The sequence below is a fragment of the Flaviramulus sp. BrNp1-15 genome (assembly GCF_022259695.1).
Classification (GTDB): domain Bacteria; phylum Bacteroidota; class Bacteroidia; order Flavobacteriales; family Flavobacteriaceae; genus BrNp1-15.
Map to the genome: position 1 here is coordinate 857,203 of NZ_CP092099.1, position 19,183 is coordinate 876,385.

Annotated in this window: 18 protein-coding genes; 17 read left to right on the top strand and 1 reads right to left on the bottom strand. The window is 31.4% G+C overall.

The window, feature by feature from the left end; translation table 11 throughout:
• Positions 1–51: 51 nt before the first annotated feature.
• The gene (locus MBM09_RS03825) at positions 52–3,756 is read left to right on the top strand and encodes a metallophosphoesterase (RefSeq protein WP_238675532.1); all 3,705 of its coding nucleotides are present in this window, start codon (positions 52–54) and stop codon (positions 3,754–3,756) included.
• Here MBM09_RS03825 and MBM09_RS03830 read toward each other — a convergent pair.
• Positions 3,753–4,556, bottom strand: a complete 804-nt coding sequence (locus tag MBM09_RS03830) for a hypothetical protein (RefSeq protein ID WP_238675533.1) — start codon at positions 4,554–4,556, stop codon at positions 3,753–3,755. The two genes, MBM09_RS03825 and MBM09_RS03830, sit on opposite strands and share 4 nt — an antisense overlap.
• 132 nt (positions 4,557–4,688) lie before the next feature.
• On the opposite strand from MBM09_RS03830, the gene MBM09_RS03835 reads away from it, so the two are divergent.
• From MBM09_RS03835 to MBM09_RS03910, 16 genes are all read left to right on the top strand, one after another.
• A complete protein-coding gene (locus MBM09_RS03835) occupies positions 4,689–5,558 on the top strand; it encodes an acyl-CoA thioesterase II (protein ID WP_238675534.1) in 870 nt (289 codons plus the stop codon).
• A gap of 32 nt (positions 5,559–5,590) precedes the next feature.
• A complete protein-coding gene (locus tag MBM09_RS03840; protein WP_238675535.1) occupies positions 5,591–6,808 on the top strand; it encodes an NAD(P)/FAD-dependent oxidoreductase in 1,218 nt (405 codons plus the stop codon).
• Positions 6,809–7,342, top strand: a complete 534-nt coding sequence (locus tag MBM09_RS03845; RefSeq protein ID WP_238675536.1) for a DUF1697 domain-containing protein — start codon at positions 6,809–6,811, stop codon at positions 7,340–7,342.
• 6 nt (positions 7,343–7,348) lie between these two features.
• A complete protein-coding gene (locus MBM09_RS03850; protein ID WP_238675537.1) occupies positions 7,349–8,452 on the top strand; it encodes a diphosphomevalonate/mevalonate 3,5-bisphosphate decarboxylase family protein in 1,104 nt (367 codons plus the stop codon).
• Between the two features lie 30 nt (positions 8,453–8,482).
• Positions 8,483–9,412, top strand: a complete 930-nt coding sequence (locus tag MBM09_RS03855) for a mevalonate kinase (protein WP_238675538.1) — start codon at positions 8,483–8,485, stop codon at positions 9,410–9,412.
• Between the two features lie 51 nt (positions 9,413–9,463).
• Entirely contained in the window at positions 9,464–10,366 is a 903-nt protein-coding gene (locus tag MBM09_RS03860; protein ID WP_238675539.1) for a geranylgeranylglycerol-phosphate geranylgeranyltransferase, read from the top strand.
• 66 nt (positions 10,367–10,432) lie between these two features.
• Positions 10,433–11,275 carry a pseudouridine synthase gene (locus MBM09_RS03865; RefSeq protein WP_238675540.1) on the top strand — a complete coding sequence of 281 codons (843 nt, stop codon included), beginning with the start codon at positions 10,433–10,435 and terminating at the stop codon, positions 11,273–11,275.
• Between the two features lie 472 nt (positions 11,276–11,747).
• Positions 11,748–13,145: an arginine decarboxylase gene (locus MBM09_RS03870; protein ID WP_238675541.1), complete on the top strand. Its 1,398-nt coding sequence runs from the start codon at positions 11,748–11,750 to the stop codon at positions 13,143–13,145.
• Complete coding sequence (gene speB / locus MBM09_RS03875) at positions 13,135–14,073, top strand: agmatinase (RefSeq protein ID WP_238675542.1); 939 nt, start codon at positions 13,135–13,137, stop codon at positions 14,071–14,073. The genes MBM09_RS03870 and speB overlap by 11 nt, the downstream gene beginning before the upstream one ends.
• Entirely contained in the window at positions 14,063–15,037 is a 975-nt protein-coding gene (locus MBM09_RS03880; protein WP_238675543.1) for a deoxyhypusine synthase family protein, read from the top strand. The genes speB and MBM09_RS03880 overlap by 11 nt, the downstream gene beginning before the upstream one ends.
• Positions 15,038–15,039: 2 nt before the next feature.
• Positions 15,040–16,566 carry a bifunctional GNAT family N-acetyltransferase/carbon-nitrogen hydrolase family protein gene (locus tag MBM09_RS03885; protein WP_238675544.1) on the top strand — a complete coding sequence of 509 codons (1,527 nt, stop codon included), beginning with the start codon at positions 15,040–15,042 and terminating at the stop codon, positions 16,564–16,566.
• A gap of 52 nt (positions 16,567–16,618) precedes the next feature.
• Positions 16,619–16,945 (top strand): hypothetical protein, encoded by a 327-nt coding sequence (locus MBM09_RS03890; RefSeq protein WP_238675545.1) that lies wholly within the window; start codon positions 16,619–16,621, stop codon positions 16,943–16,945.
• A gap of 14 nt (positions 16,946–16,959) precedes the next feature.
• On the top strand, positions 16,960–17,181 hold the full coding sequence (locus tag MBM09_RS03895; RefSeq protein ID WP_238675546.1) for a hypothetical protein: 222 nt from the start codon (positions 16,960–16,962) through the stop codon (positions 17,179–17,181).
• 28 nt (positions 17,182–17,209) lie between these two features.
• Positions 17,210–17,602, top strand: coding sequence for a VOC family protein (locus MBM09_RS03900; RefSeq protein ID WP_238675547.1), 393 nt, complete (start codon positions 17,210–17,212; stop codon positions 17,600–17,602).
• A gap of 4 nt (positions 17,603–17,606) precedes the next feature.
• Positions 17,607–18,392: an RMD1 family protein gene (locus MBM09_RS03905; protein ID WP_238675548.1), complete on the top strand. Its 786-nt coding sequence runs from the start codon at positions 17,607–17,609 to the stop codon at positions 18,390–18,392.
• Between the two features lie 133 nt (positions 18,393–18,525).
• The gene (locus MBM09_RS03910) at positions 18,526–18,900 is read left to right on the top strand and encodes a hypothetical protein (RefSeq protein WP_238675549.1); all 375 of its coding nucleotides are present in this window, start codon (positions 18,526–18,528) and stop codon (positions 18,898–18,900) included.
• Positions 18,901–19,183: the final 283 nt, after the last annotated feature.

Genomic DNA, 19,183 nt, shown 5'->3' on the forward strand with positions numbered 1-19,183 from the left:
ATATTGTTAGAGGTATTAAACCGCTATTTTTGTAATTATAAATAATCAACTATGAAGTTTAGTAAAAGTATTTTTACATTAATAATATTAACGATTCTAAGTGCATGTGCAACTTATAAACCTCAATACGCTAAAGAGGAAGACAAGCAAAACACCTTCCCAAATAAAGAAATAGACAAAACCTTTTACTTAGTTGGAGATGCTGGATTATCTCCAACAAATGACATGTCTAAAGCATTAACAGCATTTCATAAGCATATTGAAGGCAAGAAAACTAAAGGTGATTACACACTTTTTTTAGGCGATAATATTTACCCAGCAGGATTACCAAACAAAAGCCATAAAAATAGAGCTAGTGCAGAAAATGCTTTAAACGCACAAGTAAAATCTGTTGATAATTTTAAAGGAGAAACTGTTTTTATTCCTGGGAATCATGATTGGTATGCCAATGGTTTAAAAGGTTTAAAAAGAGAAGAAAAATATATAGAAGGTGCTTTAGGAAAAAACACCTTTTTGCCAGAAAATGGCTGCCCTCTTGAAAGTATCGATGTTAGTGAAACCATCCAATTAATTATTATTGATACACAATGGTATTTAGAGAATTGGAATAATCACCCAACTGTCAATGACGATTGCGAAATAAAAACTAGAGAACGTTTTTTTCTAGAATTAGAAGGAGAACTTAAAAAAGCACAAAATAAAACAACGGTATTTGCTATGCACCATCCAATGTTTACCAATGGGGTGCATGGTGGTAAATATGCCTTATCTAAACATCTATATCCTTTTCAGAAAAAAATACCACTTCCAGGAATAGCCTCTTTTATAACACAACTTAGAACTCAAGGTGGAGTATCTATTCAAGATAGGTATAACGAACGCTATCACGAGTTAATGAGTCGTTTAGAAACCATGACTTTAGATGCCGATAATGTGGTTTTTGTTTCGGGGCACGAACACACATTACAATACATTGAAAAAGAAGGTATAAAGCAAATTGTTTCAGGGTCTGGAGCTAAAGAGTCTGCTGTAGCCTTAAGTAATACTGGATTGTTCTCTTACGGAAAACAAGGTTTTGCTGAACTTACAATTTTTAAAGATGGAAGTAGTTGGGTAAGATATTTTGGGGAAGAACAGGGAGAACCTAAGTTATTGTTCCAAAAAGAAGTATTTCCACCCACAGAAAAATATGATGTTTCCCATTTGCCAGACACGTTTCCTCAACAAATTGAGGTGTCAATTTATTCAAAAGAAGAAACCGATAAATCAGACTTTTTTGAATCGGTTTGGGGAGACCATTATCGCGATATTTACAGTACAAAAATAAAAGCAAAAGTAGCAACGCTAGATACGCTTTATGGAGGATTAGAAGTTGTTAGAAAAGGAGGCGGTCATCAAACACGTTCTTTACGATTAAAAACTAAAGATGGAAGAGAATTAAATATGCGAGCGCTTCGTAAAAGTGCTACACAATATTTACAAACTGTTTTGTTTAAAGATACTTACATTCAAGATGAGTTTGAAAAAACAGCTATAGAGGGCTTAATTCTAGATTTTTATACAGCGGCTCACCCATATGCCTTTACGGTTGTTCCAGATTTGTCTGATGCAGCAAAGATTTTTCATACTAATCCAAAGTTATATTTTATTCCGAAGCATAAACACTTAGGTGAATTTAACAAGGAATATGGTGGTGAATTGTATATGATTGAAGAGCGACCAGAAGATAATTATGCAGATGAAAGAAATTTTGGTTATGCTGATGATATTGAAAGTACCCATGATATTATTGAAAAAGTACGTGAAGACGAAAAACATAAAATTGCTGAAGATGCCTTTGTAAAAGCGCGACTTTTTGATATGCTAATAGGCGACTGGGACAGACACCAAGACCAATGGCGTTGGGCACAATTTGATCAAGCTAATGGCGATAAGTATTATCATCCTATTCCACGAGATCGTGACCAGGTGTTTTCTAATTTTGATGGCGCTCTGTTAGATGTTATGAAAATTATTTCAGGTTCAACAAAACAACTTCAAGTATATGATGAAAAACTCGAAGATATAGAATGGATGAACAGCGCAGGAATTAAAATAGATCGCGTGCTTATTCAAGATGCTAACAAAGAAGTTTGGTTAGAACAAGCTAAATTTCTTCAAGATAATATAACAGATGAGGTTATAGAAAAAGCATTCACTAAAGTGCCCGAAGAGGTTAAAGACAAAACTTTAGAAGAGATAAAGGTGAAATTAAAAGGAAGACGAGCTAATCTACAGGATATTGCGACAGGTTATTACAATTACTTAAATGAACTGGTTATTTTAACTGGAACAGATAAAGATGATTTTATTGAGGTTATAAGAACGGGAGATGAAGAAACACGTATAATTATTTCACGAATAATTGACGGTGAAAAAGGAGAGGTTATAGTTGATAAAATATACAACAGAGAAATTACCAAAGAAATCTGGATTTATGGATTGGATGATAAAGACATTTTTGAAGTAACCGGTAAAGCCAATAATTTAATTTTTACAAGACTTATTGGTGGTCAAGAAAATGATACTTACAGAATTAAAAACGGAAGACGTATTAAGGTCTACGACCACAAATCTAAGTCTAATACTATTGAAGAAAATAAAGGAGCAGACATCAAACTTTCAGACACGTATAATCTAAACCTGTTTGATTTTAATAAAAATATTGTAAAATCGAGCGTGATAACTCCAGCTGTCGGTTTTAATCCTGATGATGGTTTTTTATTAGGGCTTCAATATGTGAAAACAAAAAAAGGATTTCAGCGAAATCCATTTTCTACACAACATCGTTTTAAAGGAGGGTATTATTTTGCAACCAGTGGTTTTTCTTTAGATTATAATGGTGAATTCGCTAATATTTTTGGTGACTGGAATTTACATGTTGGAGGTAGATATACTACCGAGAATTTTACTAATAACTTTTTTGGTTACGGTAATGAAACTGTGAATAATGATGATGAATTAGGTCTGGACTTTAATCGCGTAAAAACTGGCATTTATGCCGCTAAAGTTGGTCTTCTTAAAAAAGGAAATTTTGGTAGCGATTATGGTTTTAGAACACTTTTTGAAGCCATAGAAATTGAAGATACACCAAATCGTTTTATTGCAGATTTTATGCCGATTAATAATACAGATTTCTATAAACGACGTTTTTTTGGAGGTGTTGAAGCTCAGTTTAATTATTCAAGTTTCGATGATAAAATTAACCCGAAAAAGGGAATGACATTTATGCTAAACATTGGTGGTAAAACAGAATTTAAAGATACTAAAAACACCTATGGTTATTTAAACTCAGATTTAGGATTTTACAATGCACTATCCAAAGATAAAAAGTTAGTTTTAAAAACAGACGTTAGAACTCAAATACGTGTTGGCGATGATTTAATTTTTTATCAAGCAGCAAATATTGGAGGTAAAAATGGTTTAAGAGGTTATAGAACAGAGCGTTTTACAGGTAAAAATTCTTTTGTTGGTAGTGCAGATTTAAGATACAGCTTTCCATCATTTAAAACCAATACATTACCATTGCAAATCGGTGTTTTTAGTGGTTTTGATGTAGGTAGAGTTTGGTTAAAAGGTGATTTTTCAGACAAATGGCATAATGATTATGGTGGTGGTTTCTGGATAACCGCTGCAGAAAGCCTATCGGGAACGTTTAACTTTTTTAATAGTGTTGAAGGGTTAAGATTTTCTTTTGGGTTTGGGCTTAATTTTTAATTCAAATTAAAAGTATAAATATTACCACCTTCACTTTTGTTTTTTTCATCTGTTATATAAACGCTCTGGTTGTTTTTAAAACATATGCCTTCTTTTTGTGAAGTGTGATTAAACTTAATTTCTTCAATAGTGCCTTTAAAAAAAGAATCCGATTCGAAATTAGAAATTTTCCAAAGTTTATTGTGATTTAAAAGAATTATCACTTTTCCATCATCGCTAACATCCGCCGATGTAATTTTATGGTGTTTGCCATTTAAATTAAAATCGGTTACCAATTCTGCGGTGTGTTTTCCAACGGTATTAGGAACTTTTAAAAGAATACTAGATTTATTCTCTTTGCTAAAAATATAGAAAGCATTATTTAAAAGAAAAAAAGCTTCAAAATCTTCAGGTTTTATTTTTTTTGGTAAAATAAAATTAATGCGCTCTGCAGTAGTTTGTTCTTCTTCTAAATTCGAAATTTTATAAATAGTAAAATCATCACGGTTTTTGCTATTATTTCCAAAGTCTCCAATGTAAAGGTTCCCAGAATTATCAGAAGTTAAATCTTCCCAATCAATATTACTTGCATTACTAATGTCTATATCTTTTACAATTTTACCTTTAGTGTTTAGGCCATAAATATTATTTTTATTTCCAGAGTCCTCAATAGTCCAAAGTAAATTAGAACCAGATACGGTTTCAATAGCTGAAGATTCTTTTAAACTTCCGGGTAAGTCTGCTATAACGGTGAGTTTTCCAGTATGGCAAGAGGTTACTGCAAAAAATAAAACAAGTAGTTTTTGGGTTTGAGATATCATATAATTTCAATTTAAAACCAAAATAATGACTTTATAAACCACATGAAAATTAAAAATCTTAAACTATTTATAAAAGATGCCAAGAGCCTATAATAAATTTAATAGTTTTATACGCTTAAAGTTTAAAAATGTATGACTACTGTTAATGATTTATTGAATCTTTTAATTTTAGAAAAAGTCACCGAAAATGAGTTTAATGGAGTAAGTGAAACAGTTGGGAGTCCAGTAGTTTTTGGTGGACAAGTGTTGGCGCAAGCTTTAAATGCTGCCAGCAGAACAATTACCAACGGAAGAATACTACACTCTATGCACGCTTACTTTTTAGAAGCTGGAGATTTAAACCAACCTATAACTTATAATGTAAGTAAAGTTAGAGACGGAGGTAGTTTTTCGGTAAGGCGAGTTACTGCTCATCAAAAAAATACGACTATTTTTATTTTGTCTGCTTCATTTCATAAAAAAGAGGACGGTTACAATCATCAAATTGAAATGAAATCTGGATTAAAACAACCTGAAGAACTTTTAAGTTGGACAAATATTTTAAACCAATATGGTGATTTTTTACCTAAAAGCTTAAAGGCTTTTTTTGAAATTGAACGACCTATAGATTTTAAACCTACTAAGATTTCAAATCCTTTAGAGAGAAAAGATTTACCTCCATTTAGTGATGTTTGGTTTAAGCTAAAAGGTGATGTAAAGGGATTAGATTTGGCTACTAAACAGCAAATTTTAACCTATATATCAGATTATAATATTTTGGTATCTGCACTTAATCCGCATGCTAGTAAAGCACATTGGGGAAATACCCAAACCGCAAGCTTAGATCATTCAATGTGGTATTTTAGAGATTTTGATTTAGATGATTGGTTGCTTTTTTCTATGGAATCTCCTAATGCATCCAATGGTCGTGGCTTTGCAAGAGGACATATTTTTACTAGAGAAGGAAAGCTTATAGCTTCAGTTGCTCAAGAAGGGCTAATGCGATCAAAAGATATAAAATGAACTTAAATAATTTAAGGGTTCCATATTAGAAAATGATAAATAAAGATGTAATTGTTATTGGAGGAGGTGCTGCAGGTTTTTTTGCAGCTATTAATATTGCGGAACAACATCCAGAACTAAAAGTTGCCATTTTAGAGCGCGGAAAAGAAGGCTTACAAAAAGTAAAGATTTCTGGAGGCGGACGCTGCAATGTTACACATGCTGAATTTATTCCTCAAGAATTAGTATTGAATTATCCAAGAGGTGAAAAAGAATTACTTGGGCCTTTTCATCAATTTATGACTGGAGATACCATAGAGTGGTTTGAAAAACGAGGAGTAGAATTAAAAATTGAAGACGATGGTAGAATGTTTCCCATCTCAAACTCTTCTCAAACAATTATTGATTGTTTTTTAAATGAAGCCCAAAAACACAATGTTGAGGTATTGTATAATCAAATCGTAACAAATGTGTCTCCACTTACGGAATCGATAGGTTTTGAAATTTTAACTAAAAGTGAAACATACAATTGCGAGAAACTTGTAATTGCAACAGGAAGCAACACTAAAATGTGGAATGTTATAGAAGATTTAGGTCATACCATTTCGCAACCGGTTCCATCACTTTTTACGTTTAATGTTAAAGATAAACGTATAAAAACCATTCCAGGGGTTGTGGCTCAAAATGTTGAGGTTAAAGTTGTCGGGTCTAATTTGGAATCTGAAGGGCCGCTACTTGTAACACATGTTGGTTTTAGTGCACCAGCAATATTAAAATTATCTGCTTTTGGAGCAATTGAATTGGCAAAAAGAAATTATAAGTTCGATATAGAAATTAATTTTATTAGAATGTCTTTTAATGATTGTTTAGATACTTTAAAAGGTTTTAAGCAGGATTTAAAGAAAAAAACCATATTCAAATTTTCTCATTTTAATTTACCAAAACGTTTATGGCATCAATTGGTATTGGCTTCAAATATTACTGAAAACACAACATGGTCAGACGTTAATAAAAGTCAGTTAGAAGCATTAGCAACTCAATTAACTAAAGCTATTTTTGGTGTTGATGGAAAAAGTACATTTAAAGAAGAATTTGTTACTGCTGGAGGGGTTAATTTAAAAGAAGTAAATTTTAAAACCTTTGAAAGTAAACTGTTTAAAAACTTGTTTTTTGCAGGAGAAGTTTTAAATATTGATGCTATCACGGGAGGATTTAATTTTCAAAATGCTTGGACGAGTGCATATATTGCTGCTCAAAATATTTCAAAATAAATGACAACTTACATCGCATTGCTTAGAGGTATAAATGTTGGCGGGCATAAAAAAGTGGCTATGGCAGAATTACGTAAGTTACTTACCAAAATTGGTCTTAGTAATGTGCAAACTTATATTCAAAGTGGAAATATTATTTTTCATTCTTCTGTAAAAAATAAAGAAGAATTAGAACAAAAAATTCATCATGCGATTCAAGATCATTTTGGATTTGATGTTTCTGTTTTAGTGAGAACAGGATTAGATTTACAACGTATTTTTGATGATTGTCCGTTTAATAATGAGAAAAAAGAAAATAGCTATTTTATGTTACTGCATACAAATCCGAATGATGGGTTAATACAAATAGCTTCTGAAAAGATGTATGAAGGTGAAGAGTATCAAATTATTAATGATTGTCTTTATTTATACTGTGAAAAAGGTTATGGAAAATCAAAATTCAATATGAATTATTTTGAAAAAAAACTACAAACCAGTGCAACTACAAGAAACTATAAAACTATGTTAAAGTTGTTATCTTTGTTGGCAGATTAAACTCGTATGACAGAAGAAAAATTTATTCCAAAACCATATTCCAAAGCTGTAGAAAAAGGGAATTTCACATGGTCTTCACCAAGTAATATTGCATTGGTTAAGTATTGGGGAAAAAAGGAACGTCAAATTCCAGAAAACCCATCCATAAGTTTTACGCTTAATAATTGTAAAACCATAACTAAGCTTACATTTTCTAAAAAACAAAACCATAGTGGTTTTTCTTTTGAAGTTTTTTTAGATGATGAAAAGAAAGATGATTTTAAACCAAAGATTGAAACTTTTTTTAATCGCGTAGAGCAATATTTGCCTTTTTTAAAAGACTTTCATTTTAAAATTGAAACATCAAATACGTTTCCTCATAGCTCTGGTATTGCTTCTTCGGCATCAGGTATGAGTGCTTTAGCGTTGTGTTTAATGAGTGTAGAAAAAGAACTCGTTGAATCTGATGTCACATCGAGCGCAGTCGAGATGTCAGATGAATTCTTCATCCAAAAGGCATCTTTTCTAGCGCGTTTAGGTTCAGGAAGTGCTTGCAGAAGTTTGGAAGGCGATCTAGTAGTTTGGGGAAAACATGATGAAATTACAGGGAGTTCGGATTTATTTGGTGTAAAATATCCGTTTGAAGTTCATGAAAACTTCAAAAATTATCAAGACACTATTTTGTTGGTTGATAAAGGTGAAAAGCAAGTAAGTAGTACGGTTGGGCATAATTTAATGCACGGTCACCCATTTGCACAACAGCGTTTTAATCAAGCTAACCAAAACCTATCCAATTTAATTAGTATTTTAAAAGAAGGTGATTTAGATGCGTTTATTGCTTTAGTTGAAAGTGAGGCATTAACACTACATGCAATGATGATGACTAGTATGCCATATTTTATTTTAATGAAGCCAAACACCCTTGAAATCATTAACAAAATTTGGACATTTAGGAAAAATACAGGCTCAAAAGTTTGCTTTACTTTAGATGCCGGAGCCAATGTACATGTGCTATTTCCAGAAAAAGAAAAGGATGGTGTGTTGAAATTCATTAAAAATGAATTAGTTGCATATTGTCAAAATGGTCACTATATTAGTGATAGAATTGGATTTGGATCAAAACTGTTGTAATTTTGCAAAACCAAGTCAAAAAATTGCTAAATGAAAGGACCTCTGTTTTATTCTAAAATATTACTCTTCGGAGAGTATGGAATCATTAAAGATTCTAAAGGTTTATCAATTCCTTATAATTTTTATAATGGCGCTTTAAAAATGGATGAAAATCCATCGGAAAGTGCTATTAAATCAAACGAAAGTTTAAAACGATTTGTTAGCTATTTAGAAAATATAAATCCAGATTTAGTAACTTTTTATATTAATGCTTTAAAGGAAGATGTAAACAAAGGTATGTATTTCGATTCCTCTATTCCACAAGGCTATGGTGTGGGAAGCAGCGGTGCTTTAGTTGCTGCGATTTATGACAAATATGCACAAGATAAAATTACTGTTTTAGAAAATTTAACTCGAGAAAAGCTTTTGAAATTAAAAGACATTTTCTCTGAAATGGAATCTTTTTTCCATGGTAAATCTTCTGGTTTAGATCCTTTAAACAGTTATTTAAGTATTCCAATTCTTATCAACTCAAAAGATAATATTGAAGCAACAGGTATTCCTGCTCAACAAGAAAAAGGTAAAGGAGCCGTTTTTTTAATAGACAGCGGTATTGTTGGTGAAACTGCTCCAATGGTAAGTATTTTTATGGAAAACATGAAACAAGAAGGTTTCCGTAATATGCTTAAAACACAGTTTATAAAACACACAGATGCTTGTGTTGAAGATTTTTTAACTGGTAATATAAAATCGTTGTTTAAGAACACTAAACAACTTTCAAAGATTGTATTGAATCACTTCAAGCCCATGATTCCACAGCAGTTTCATGAGCTATGGAAAAAAGGAATTGAAACCAACGAATATTACTTAAAGTTGTGTGGTTCTGGCGGTGGCGGTTATATTCTTGGGTTTACAAAAGATATTGAAAAAGCAAAACAATCGCTTTCAGATTACAAATTAGAAGTTGTTTATAATTTCTAAATCTCTCTGTCACCCAAAGTTCAGTCTTAGGGTTTCTTAAAATTTAGTTTTATGCTTTCAAGACGACAGAAACACATTCTACTTAAGTTTTTTAGCATGTTTTCTGTAGTTAGAGGTTACAATATTTTAATTATTGTAATCGCTCAATATTTGGCATCAGTTTACATTATGGCTCATGATAAGCCAGTAAAAGAAGTTGTTTTTGATGTTAATTTATTACTATTAGTATTAGCATCCGCAGCAACAATTGCTGCTGGATACATTATCAATAATTTTTACGATTCAGAAAAAGATCTAATTAATAAACCTATTAAATCAAGATTAGATAGGTTGGTAAGTCAAAATACAAAGTTGTCATTTTATTTTGTGCTAAATTTTGTAGCTGCTGTTATGGCAAGTTATGTGTCTTTTAAAGCTGTAATTTTCTTTTCAATATACATTTTTGGTATTTGGTTTTACTCACACAAATTAAAAAAACTACCATTTATAGGTAATTTAACTTCTGCAATTTTAACCATTACACCTTTTTTCGCCATTTTTATGTATTACAAAAATTTTGAAACCGTAATTTTTGTACATGCCGTTTTCTTGTTTTTATTGATGTCTATGCGAGAGCTTACTAAAGATCTAGAGAATATAAAAGGCGATTTAGCTCAAGATTATAAAACTATTCCTATTGTATATGGTGAAAAAGCTTCGAAAATAATGCTAACAGTGTTGTCGTTTTTAACACTTATCCCTACTTATTTGCTTCTATACCGTTTTGAAATAGGTTACATGTATTTGTACTTTTATTTCTGCATTGTTTTATTGTTAATTTTTCTATTATTGCTTTGGAAATCTAAAACAAAAACGCACTATTTAATACTTCACAATATTTTAAAGTTTATTATAGTTGCTGGTGTTTTTTGCATTGTGTTAATTAACGTGAATGTTGTTTTAAATCGTATTTAATAAAATCATATATCAAAAAACGAAAATCGTATTTTTATAAAGTATCTTTGCACAAAATAATAAGTAATGAACAGACATCAAGGGAGTAAGGGAAAAGGAAAAACATCAGGGCGTGGTAGCGGAAACACACGTCATACTAGTTATGCAAGGGGAAATGCACCTATTAAGAAAACAAATCCAACACCTAAAAAATCTGGTAATCCTGATGAAATTAGGTTAAATAAGTATGTTGCAAATTCTGGAATGTGCTCACGTCGTGAAGCCGATGTGCATATTGCTACAGGATTAGTTTCTGTAAATGGTAAAGTAATTACCGAAATGGGTTATAAAGTAAAACCTGGAGATGAAGTACGTTACGATGGTGCACGTATAAACCCAGAGAAAAAGGCTTATGTTTTACTTAATAAACCAAAAGGATTCGCTACAACTACAAGTGAAGGTAAAGGTAGAACAGTTATGGATTTAGTAGCCAATGCTACAAATTCCAAAATAAAACCAATAGGTCGATTAGGTAGAAACTCTAAAGGTTTATTGCTTTTTACTAATGATGATGCTATTGCAGATAAGTTTACAAATTCAAAAAAAGGTATTGCGCGTTTATTTCATATTGAGTTGAGTAATAATTTAAAGCTTGAAGATTTAAAAAAGATTCAAAACGGATTTAAAGTAGAAGGGAAGCTTATTACAGTAGAAGAAATCAGTTATATAGACGGTGCTTCAAAAAAGGAAGTAGGACTTAAAATTAAGAACACAGGAAACACTATAATTAGAACTATTTTTGATTATTTTAAATACGATATTGTAAGTATAGATTGCGTTGCTATTGGACACTTAACCAAAAAAGATATTCCACGTGGTAGCTGGAAACATTTAACAGAGCAAGAGTTGAATACTTTAAAGATGCTTTAGGATAAAGATTTTCCATTTAAAATTGACTTAATGCTATATTTAACTCGATTTATACGTTAGGGATAGAAGTGACAACCCTTTTTGTAATACAATAACAAAAAGATTGAAACGAATATTTCGACCCTAATGAACCCCAAAAAAGGCTACTAAAAAAATATAAAACTTTTTTAAAAAAAGGCTTTGTAATTCAAATTTTTGTTTTTCATTTGCACAGTATTTTAGCTGAACAAATTGAAACCTGTTTCTATGTTCGGGCTTTTGAAAATTAGGAAGTCATATTCAAAAGCAGCTTACAGATTAAGTGACCGAATTTTAAAGCTAACTTCCGTTTCTCCAATATATGCTATACAGCATAAATACGCTTTTGTGCCTACTACTCAAAAAGAAATTCAAGTTTGATATTATTTATTTTTCACTAACTTAACAGTTAGTTAATCTACTATTTACATCTTTAACTTTTATAAAAAATAAATTGAATACAAAATATATTGATTTAATCAATCAAACTTTTGATTTTCCGCAAGAAGAATTCAAAGTTGATAAAGCAGAATTGCATTTTCATGGTATAGATTTAATGCAATTAACAAGACAATACGGAGCGCCTTTAAAATTTACTTATTTGCCACAAATATCTAACAATATTAACAAGGCAAAAAGTTGGTTTGCAGATGCTATAAAAAAGCATGATTATAAAGGCACTTACAATTATTGTTATTGTACAAAAAGTTCACATTTTAAACATGTTTTAGACGAGGCATTAAAAAATGATATACATATTGAAACGTCTTCGGCTTTCGATATTGATATTGTTGAAAGCTTAAAAGCAGAAGGAAAAATTAATAACGACACCTATGTTATTAGTAATGGTTTTAAACGTGCACAATACATAACCAACATAGCCAGATTAATTAATAACGGGCACAAGAATGCTATTCCTATTATTGATAATTATGAGGAAATAGAATTACTATCTCAAGAAATTAAAGGCAAATTTAATGTAGGTATTAGAATCGCATCTGAAGAAGAACCTAAATTTGAGTTCTATACATCGCGTTTAGGTATTGGTTATAAAAACATTGTTCCGTTTTATAAAAATCAAATTCAGAATAATAAAAAAGTAGAGCTAAAAATGCTTCACTTTTTCATCAATACTGGTATTCGTGATAATGCATATTACTGGAATGAGCTTTTAAAATGTTTAAAAGTTTATACAAGTCTTAAAAAGATTTGTCCGTCCTTAAATAGTTTGAATATTGGTGGAGGTTTCCCTATAAAGAACTCATTAGCTTTTGAGTTTGATTACGAATATTTAATAGATGAAATTGTTAACCAGATAAAATTGACTTGTGAGGAAGAAGGTGTAGATGTGCCAAATATTTTTACAGAATTTGGAAGTTTTACTGTTGGCGAGAGTGGTGGGGCTATTTATGAAATATTATACCAAAAGCAACAAAACGATCGTGAGAAATGGAATATGATTAATTCATCGTTCATTACAACGTTACCAGATACCTGGGCGATAAATAAACGTTTTGTTATGCTGCCAATAAATAGATGGCAAGATTCTTATGAGCGTATATTGTTAGGTGGATTAACTTGTGATAGTGATGATTATTACAATAGCGAACAACATATGAATGCTATTTATTTGCCAAAATATAATAAAGACAAACCTTTATATATTGGATTTTTTAACACAGGAGCTTATCAGGAAACTATTGGTGGGTTTGGTGGTTTACAACACTGTTTGATTCCGTCGCCAAAACATATTTTAATAGATAGAGATGCAGATGGAAACATCACAACAAAATTATTTAGTGAACAACAAAAAAGTGAAGACTTACTTAAAATTTTAGGTTATGAACAATAAAACCTATGCTGGAATTCCAGAGGAATTGGCCAAATTAGAACAAGCAAAAATTGTATTAATTCCTGTGCCATATGATGGTACAAGTACATGGCAAAAAGGAGCAGACAAAGGACCAGAAGCGTTTTTAGATGCTTCTGCTAATATGGAACTTTACGATATTGAAACTGATACTGAAGTTTACCAACAAGGTGTGTATTTAGCTGATGCTGTTACCGAAAATTCATCGCCAGAAGCTATGGTAGAGGCGGTACATCAAGCAACAAAAAAATACATCAAGAAAAATAAATTTGTTACCATTTTTGGTGGTGAGCACTCTATTTCTATAGGAACTATTCGTGCGTTTAATGAGATGTTTCCTAGTCTAACAGTTTTACAATTAGATGCACATGCAGATTTAAGAGAATCTTACGAAGGTTCTAACTGTAATCATGCCTGCGCAGTGTATGAAGCTAGCCAAACAACAAATTTAATTCAGGTAGGTATTCGTTCTATGGACGTTATTGAAAAAACGGTTATGGATGAAGATAAAACCTACTTTGCTCACGATATGGCTGTAGATGATACTTGGATGGATTCTGCAATAGATCAAATGACAGAAAATGTATTTATAACTATAGATTTAGATGCTTTCGATCCTTCAATTTTGCCAAGTACAGGAACACCAGAACCAGGTGGGTTATTATGGTATGAAACGTTAGAATTCTTAAAACAAGTTTTTGCTGAAAAAAATGTGGTAGGATTCGATATTGTAGAGCTATGCCCAAATAAAATAGATAAATCTTCAGATTTTTTAGCTGCAAAATTGTATTACAAAATGCTTAGTTATAAATTTATGGGTGAAGATATAGACGACGAATACGATAACACCTACGATAATTCAAAACAAAAAAATAACGCTTCTAAATTCAGTGACGACGATGACTACTAAAGGCCCAATTTCACAATTTATAGAAAAACATTATTTACACTTTAATGCAGCAGCTTTAGTTGATGCGGCTAAAGGGTATGAGGCACAGTTAAATTCTGGTGCAAAAATGCTAGTGTCTCTTGCAGGTGCTATGAGTACTGCCGAATTAGGTAAAAGTTTTGCAGAAATGATTCGTCAAGATAAAGTACATATTATTTCATGTACAGGTGCGAATTTAGAAGAAGATATCATGAATTTGGTAGCGCATTCACATTACAAACGTGTGCCAAATTATCGCGATTTAACACCACAAGAAGAGTGGGATTTGTTAGAAAAAGGTTTAAATCGTGTAACCGATACGTGTATTCCAGAGCATGAAGCATTCCGTCGTTTACAAAAACATATATATGAAATTTGGCAAGAAGCCGAAGCTAAGGGAGAACGTTATTTACCACATGAATACATGTATAAAATGTTACTTTCGGGTGTTTTAGAACAATACTACGAAATTGATATAAAAGATTCTTGGATGTACGCTGCTGCAGAAAAAAACTTACCTATCGTTTGCCCAGGTTGGGAAGATAGTACAATGGGAAATATTTTTGCAAGTTATGTACTAAAAGGAGAGTTAAAAGCTAGTACCATGAAATCTGGAATTGAGTACATGACCTTTTTAGCAGATTGGTACACAGATAATTCTGAAAAAGGAATCGGTTTCTTCCAAATTGGAGGTGGAATTGCTGGCGATTTTCCAATATGTGTAGTGCCTATGTTGTATCAAGATATGGAACGAACAGATACACCTTTTTGGAGCTATTTTTGTCAAATTAGTGATTCTACAACAAGTTATGGGTCGTATTCTGGCGCAGTGCCAAACGAGAAAATAACTTGGGGGAAATTAGATATTGATACACCTAAATTCATTATTGAAAGTGATGCTACCATTGTAGCACCATTAATTTTTGCTTATTTGTTAGGGCAATGACCATGGACTCAGAAAAAATTGAAAATATAGAGCTTAAATATCTAACGGTTGATGATTTTGAGGAATTAAAAGCAGCAACTTTAGAGTCTTATGGCGGTGTGCTTAATTCTTATTGGAAAAAGCATCATATAGAAGATTTAACCTCAATGTTCCCAGAAGGGCAGGTTATCATAAAAATAGATGGCGATATTGCCGGTTGTGCATTATCACTAATTGTAGATTATGATAGTATTGATGATGAACATACATATGAAGACATTATTGGAGGTGAATCTTTTAAAAATCATCATGCCGATGGCGATGTGCTTTATGGTATCGATGTATTTATAAAACCACAATACAGAGGTTTGCGATTAGGAAGACGTCTTTATGATTACCGAAAAGAAGTTTGCGAAAACTTGAATTTAAAAGGTATTGTTTTTGGAGGTAGAATGCCTAATTACCATAAACACAAAGAGCTTACTCCAAAAGAATATATTGAAAAAGTTAAGCGTAAAGAAATTCATGATCCTGTTTTAAACTTTCAAATTTCTAACGATTTTCATCCGGTACGCATTTTAAAAGGCTATTTAGAAGGCGATACAGCATCTAATGAGTATGCTGTTTTAATGGAATGGGATAATATTTATTATACCAAACCTAATAAAAAAGCAAGCACAATAAAAACAGTTGTACGACTTGGTTTGATACAATGGCAAATGCGACCTTATAAGGGTTTAGACGATTTAATGCAGCAAGTAGAATACTTTATTGATAGTGTTTCTGCGTACAGGTCAGATTTTGCCGTATTTCCAGAGTTTTTTAATGCGCCTTTAATGGCAGAGTTTAATCATTTACATGAGCCGGAAGCTATTAGAGAATTGGCAAAATTTACCGAAACCATTATAGATAAACTTAAGCAATTATCCATATCATATAATATTAATATTATTTCAGGCAGTATGCCAGAAGTGGTGGGCGATAAGTTATATAATGTGGGCTATTTATGTAAAAGAGATGGAAATGTTGAACGTTACGAAAAAATACACGTAACACCAGACGAAGCTAAAGTTTGGGGTATGCAACGCGGTAATAAATTAAAAACCTTTGATACTGATTGCGGTAAAATAGGCATTTTAATTTGTTACGATTCAGAGTTTCCAGAGTTATCTCGTTTGCTGGCAGATGAAGGTATGGATATATTATTTGTTCCGTTTTTAACCGATACTCAAAACGGCTATTCTCGTGTACGTTTATGTGCACAGGCAAGAGCTGTAGAAAATGAATGTTATGTAGCCATAGCAGGAAGTGTTGGTAACTTGCCAAATGTGAATAACATGGACATCCAATATGCGCAATCTGCCGTATTTACACCATGCGATTTTTCATTTCCAAGTAATGGAATAAAAGCAGAGGCAACACCAAACACCGAAATGATTTTGGTGGCCGATGTAGATTTAAGTTTATTAAGAGAACTCCACTCATTTGGAGCCGTTAAAAATTTAAAAGATAGAAGAAAAGATTTTTACGATGTAATTCGTGTAAAATAATCATAAATAATTATCTTTAAAACGTATAACGAATCAATTTTTACCCAAATAAATGAAAAAAGGAAACGATAATTTAAAACGTGTTATTGTAGATTTTAAAAAATTAACCCCAGAAATTTTAGCACTTTTAGTTGAAAGATACCCTGATGGTTATGATGATGACCAAATAATTTCTTTTAGAAATCAGCATAATGAAATTATAGAAGCTGTAGAAGTAACTACTAGCGATACTAAATATCTGGTAAAGGTAAGTACAAAACTTGCTGTAACTATGGAGAATTATGATGAAGATGATTATGAAGATTTTGATAATGATGATCCGGAAGCAGTACAAGATCCAGATGTGGTTGATGAAGACTCAGACGACGATAACGATTAACAAATATTAGTATTATGAGAACAGCTGTTTTTAAGTCCTACAAAAACGGTTATTACAAATTTTGGTTTGAAAACGGAGAAGAATTAGCCTTTGAAGAAGTTCATCCAAGAGTTTTAAAACAATACGATCTTAAAAACGACAAAAGTTTTGTCGATCAAAATTTTAGAATAACATTTGTTGAAGACGAAGATGGCGACGATGTTATTTACAGAGTAGAAAGCTTAAAACCCATTTAATTTATGCACTATGCAAACCGCGTTTCACATGTCGTTACCTAGTATGAGTATAAGGGAGACAAAAACGTTTTACACTAGTATTGGAGCTTCCTTAGGAAGAACAACACAAAGTTGGATTGATGTAAATTTATTTGGTCACCAAATAACATTTATAAAAGCGGGTAAATTTAATTTTAACAATCCTAACTATGTGTTTGAAGGTAAAATATTGCCTTCATTCCATTTCGGGATTATTTTAGACTTAAAAACCTGGGAAACTATTCATGCAAAGCTTAAATCTCAAAATTTAAACTTAGTAACAGAAAGTACATTTTTAAAAGATAAAGTTGGAGAGCATACGTCGTTTTTTATTAAAGATCCCAACGATTATTTGTTAGAGTTTAAAAGTTTTAAAAACTCTAAAGACATGTTTAATTCATAATGAAATGTACTCTGTAGTTGCTTACCAAGTAGCTAGTGCTATTAATATAAAAGCCTGTAAACAAGAGTTGCCGTGGCAATTATTGTTTCAAAATATAGATGAGCTTTATTATACAAGCTCAGAACAAAAATATGTTTACATATTTCAATACGGTATGGTTTGTTTTTTTAACATGACTATTCCAGAAATTGAAATAGCTTTAAAAACATTACAACCCTATTGTTCAAATTATTTTTCAGAAAAACTATCAGATTCAGTTGAGGTTTTTGTAAAACCAAACACACTTAAGGTGTATTTTGATAAGGTTATTTTACCAACTTTAGATAAAGAAATGATAAGGTTGGTTATGCTAAACACTTCACAATCGGTGGCTTTAAATAGGTTTTCAGAAATTACCGAAGAGCTACTTATAGAAACAAATACGCATACAACCTATCTTGAAGACAAAGGAAAACTAGATATTTCAGGCAATAAGTTAAAGCGTTTTATAGGGAAGGTTTTAAACATAAAGAACAAAATTTCAGAGAACTTATACATTTTTGATTCGCCAGAAATTACCTGGGAAAACGAACAACTTAATACGCTTAATCAAGATTTAAAAAGAACTTTCGATTTAAAAGATAGATACCGATTAATTCATGATAGGATAGAAATTATTAAAGAGAATTTAGAGCTCTTTAAAGATATTATGGATCATAAGGAAAGTAGTCGGTTAGAATGGATAATTATCATCCTTATCGTTATAGAGGTGATTGATTTGTTTATAGCTAAACTAAATAACATAATTTAAGAAGGAGAAAACATCAAAATTAAATTACACACTACCAGTAGCTTTTAGGTAAAGCTATTATAAGTAATTCGGACTTCAGGTAGATTCATTTTTCCGATACATTATTTCAATTTAAATTTTAAATATTATCAAAATGAAAACAAAATTTTTATTCATATTAAGTGGTCTTCTTATATCAGTTTTTACATTATCTAGTTTTAAAAATACATCTGTTTTAAATACAACAGAATACAATTTTCAGGAGACTATGGTTGTAAATGCAGTTTTTGACGGACATGAAGATTACGGTTATAATTTTATAGCAAAAGATGAAGATGGTGACGAGTATACAGTTACATTTCAAGAAGTTGAAGACAGTGTTTTAAAAGCATTCAATTTAAATTCTGAAACCTTAATAGGAACAAAATTTAAAGTAACTTACACTAGCGATGTTGAGGTTACTGTTGATGAAGATGGTTACGAAGATGAAGAAGAAGTAAATACCATTACTAAATTAGAAAAGCTCTAAACCCTACTGTCAGTTCGAGTAAATCTTAGAAACATATGTTATGTTTCAATAAGCTTGTCATTTCGACAGAGCAAAGCGACGAGAAATCTCATTATTTAAAGAATAAAAGATTATGTGATATCTTAATCGTTCCTCATTCGATATGACAATGATAAATAAATCTAGGCTTCCATTTTGGGAGCCTTTTTTGATTTTTAATTACTATTTTTTGAAAAGTCATTGAAGTTTATATGTCAGGTTGAGCTTGTCGAAACCAATTATGATTATTAGGTAACACAAAAAT

Excerpts from the sequence above, each read along its gene's own strand:
- MBM09_RS03825 (WP_238675532.1), top strand. The coding sequence starts at position 52 with ATGAAGTTTAGTAAAAGTATTTTTACATTAATAATATTAACGATTCTA.
- MBM09_RS03830 (WP_238675533.1), bottom strand. The coding sequence starts at position 4,556 with ATGATATCTCAAACCCAAAAACTACTTGTTTTATTTTTTGCAGTAACC.
- MBM09_RS03835 (WP_238675534.1), top strand. The coding sequence starts at position 4,689 with ATGACTACTGTTAATGATTTATTGAATCTTTTAATTTTAGAAAAAGTC.
- MBM09_RS03840 (WP_238675535.1), top strand. The coding sequence starts at position 5,591 with ATGATAAATAAAGATGTAATTGTTATTGGAGGAGGTGCTGCAGGTTTT.
- MBM09_RS03845 (WP_238675536.1), top strand. The coding sequence starts at position 6,809 with ATGACAACTTACATCGCATTGCTTAGAGGTATAAATGTTGGCGGGCAT.
- MBM09_RS03850 (WP_238675537.1), top strand. The coding sequence starts at position 7,349 with ATGACAGAAGAAAAATTTATTCCAAAACCATATTCCAAAGCTGTAGAA.
- MBM09_RS03855 (WP_238675538.1), top strand. The coding sequence starts at position 8,483 with ATGAAAGGACCTCTGTTTTATTCTAAAATATTACTCTTCGGAGAGTAT.
- MBM09_RS03860 (WP_238675539.1), top strand. The coding sequence starts at position 9,464 with ATGCTTTCAAGACGACAGAAACACATTCTACTTAAGTTTTTTAGCATG.
- MBM09_RS03865 (WP_238675540.1), top strand. The coding sequence starts at position 10,433 with ATGAACAGACATCAAGGGAGTAAGGGAAAAGGAAAAACATCAGGGCGT.
- speB (WP_238675542.1), top strand. The coding sequence starts at position 13,135 with ATGAACAATAAAACCTATGCTGGAATTCCAGAGGAATTGGCCAAATTA.
- MBM09_RS03880 (WP_238675543.1), top strand. The coding sequence starts at position 14,063 with ATGACTACTAAAGGCCCAATTTCACAATTTATAGAAAAACATTATTTA.
- MBM09_RS03885 (WP_238675544.1), top strand. The coding sequence starts at position 15,040 with ATGGACTCAGAAAAAATTGAAAATATAGAGCTTAAATATCTAACGGTT.
- MBM09_RS03890 (WP_238675545.1), top strand. The coding sequence starts at position 16,619 with ATGAAAAAAGGAAACGATAATTTAAAACGTGTTATTGTAGATTTTAAA.
- MBM09_RS03895 (WP_238675546.1), top strand. The coding sequence starts at position 16,960 with ATGAGAACAGCTGTTTTTAAGTCCTACAAAAACGGTTATTACAAATTT.
- MBM09_RS03900 (WP_238675547.1), top strand. The coding sequence starts at position 17,210 with ATGTCGTTACCTAGTATGAGTATAAGGGAGACAAAAACGTTTTACACT.
- MBM09_RS03905 (WP_238675548.1), top strand. The coding sequence starts at position 17,607 with ATGTACTCTGTAGTTGCTTACCAAGTAGCTAGTGCTATTAATATAAAA.
- MBM09_RS03910 (WP_238675549.1), top strand. The coding sequence starts at position 18,526 with ATGAAAACAAAATTTTTATTCATATTAAGTGGTCTTCTTATATCAGTT.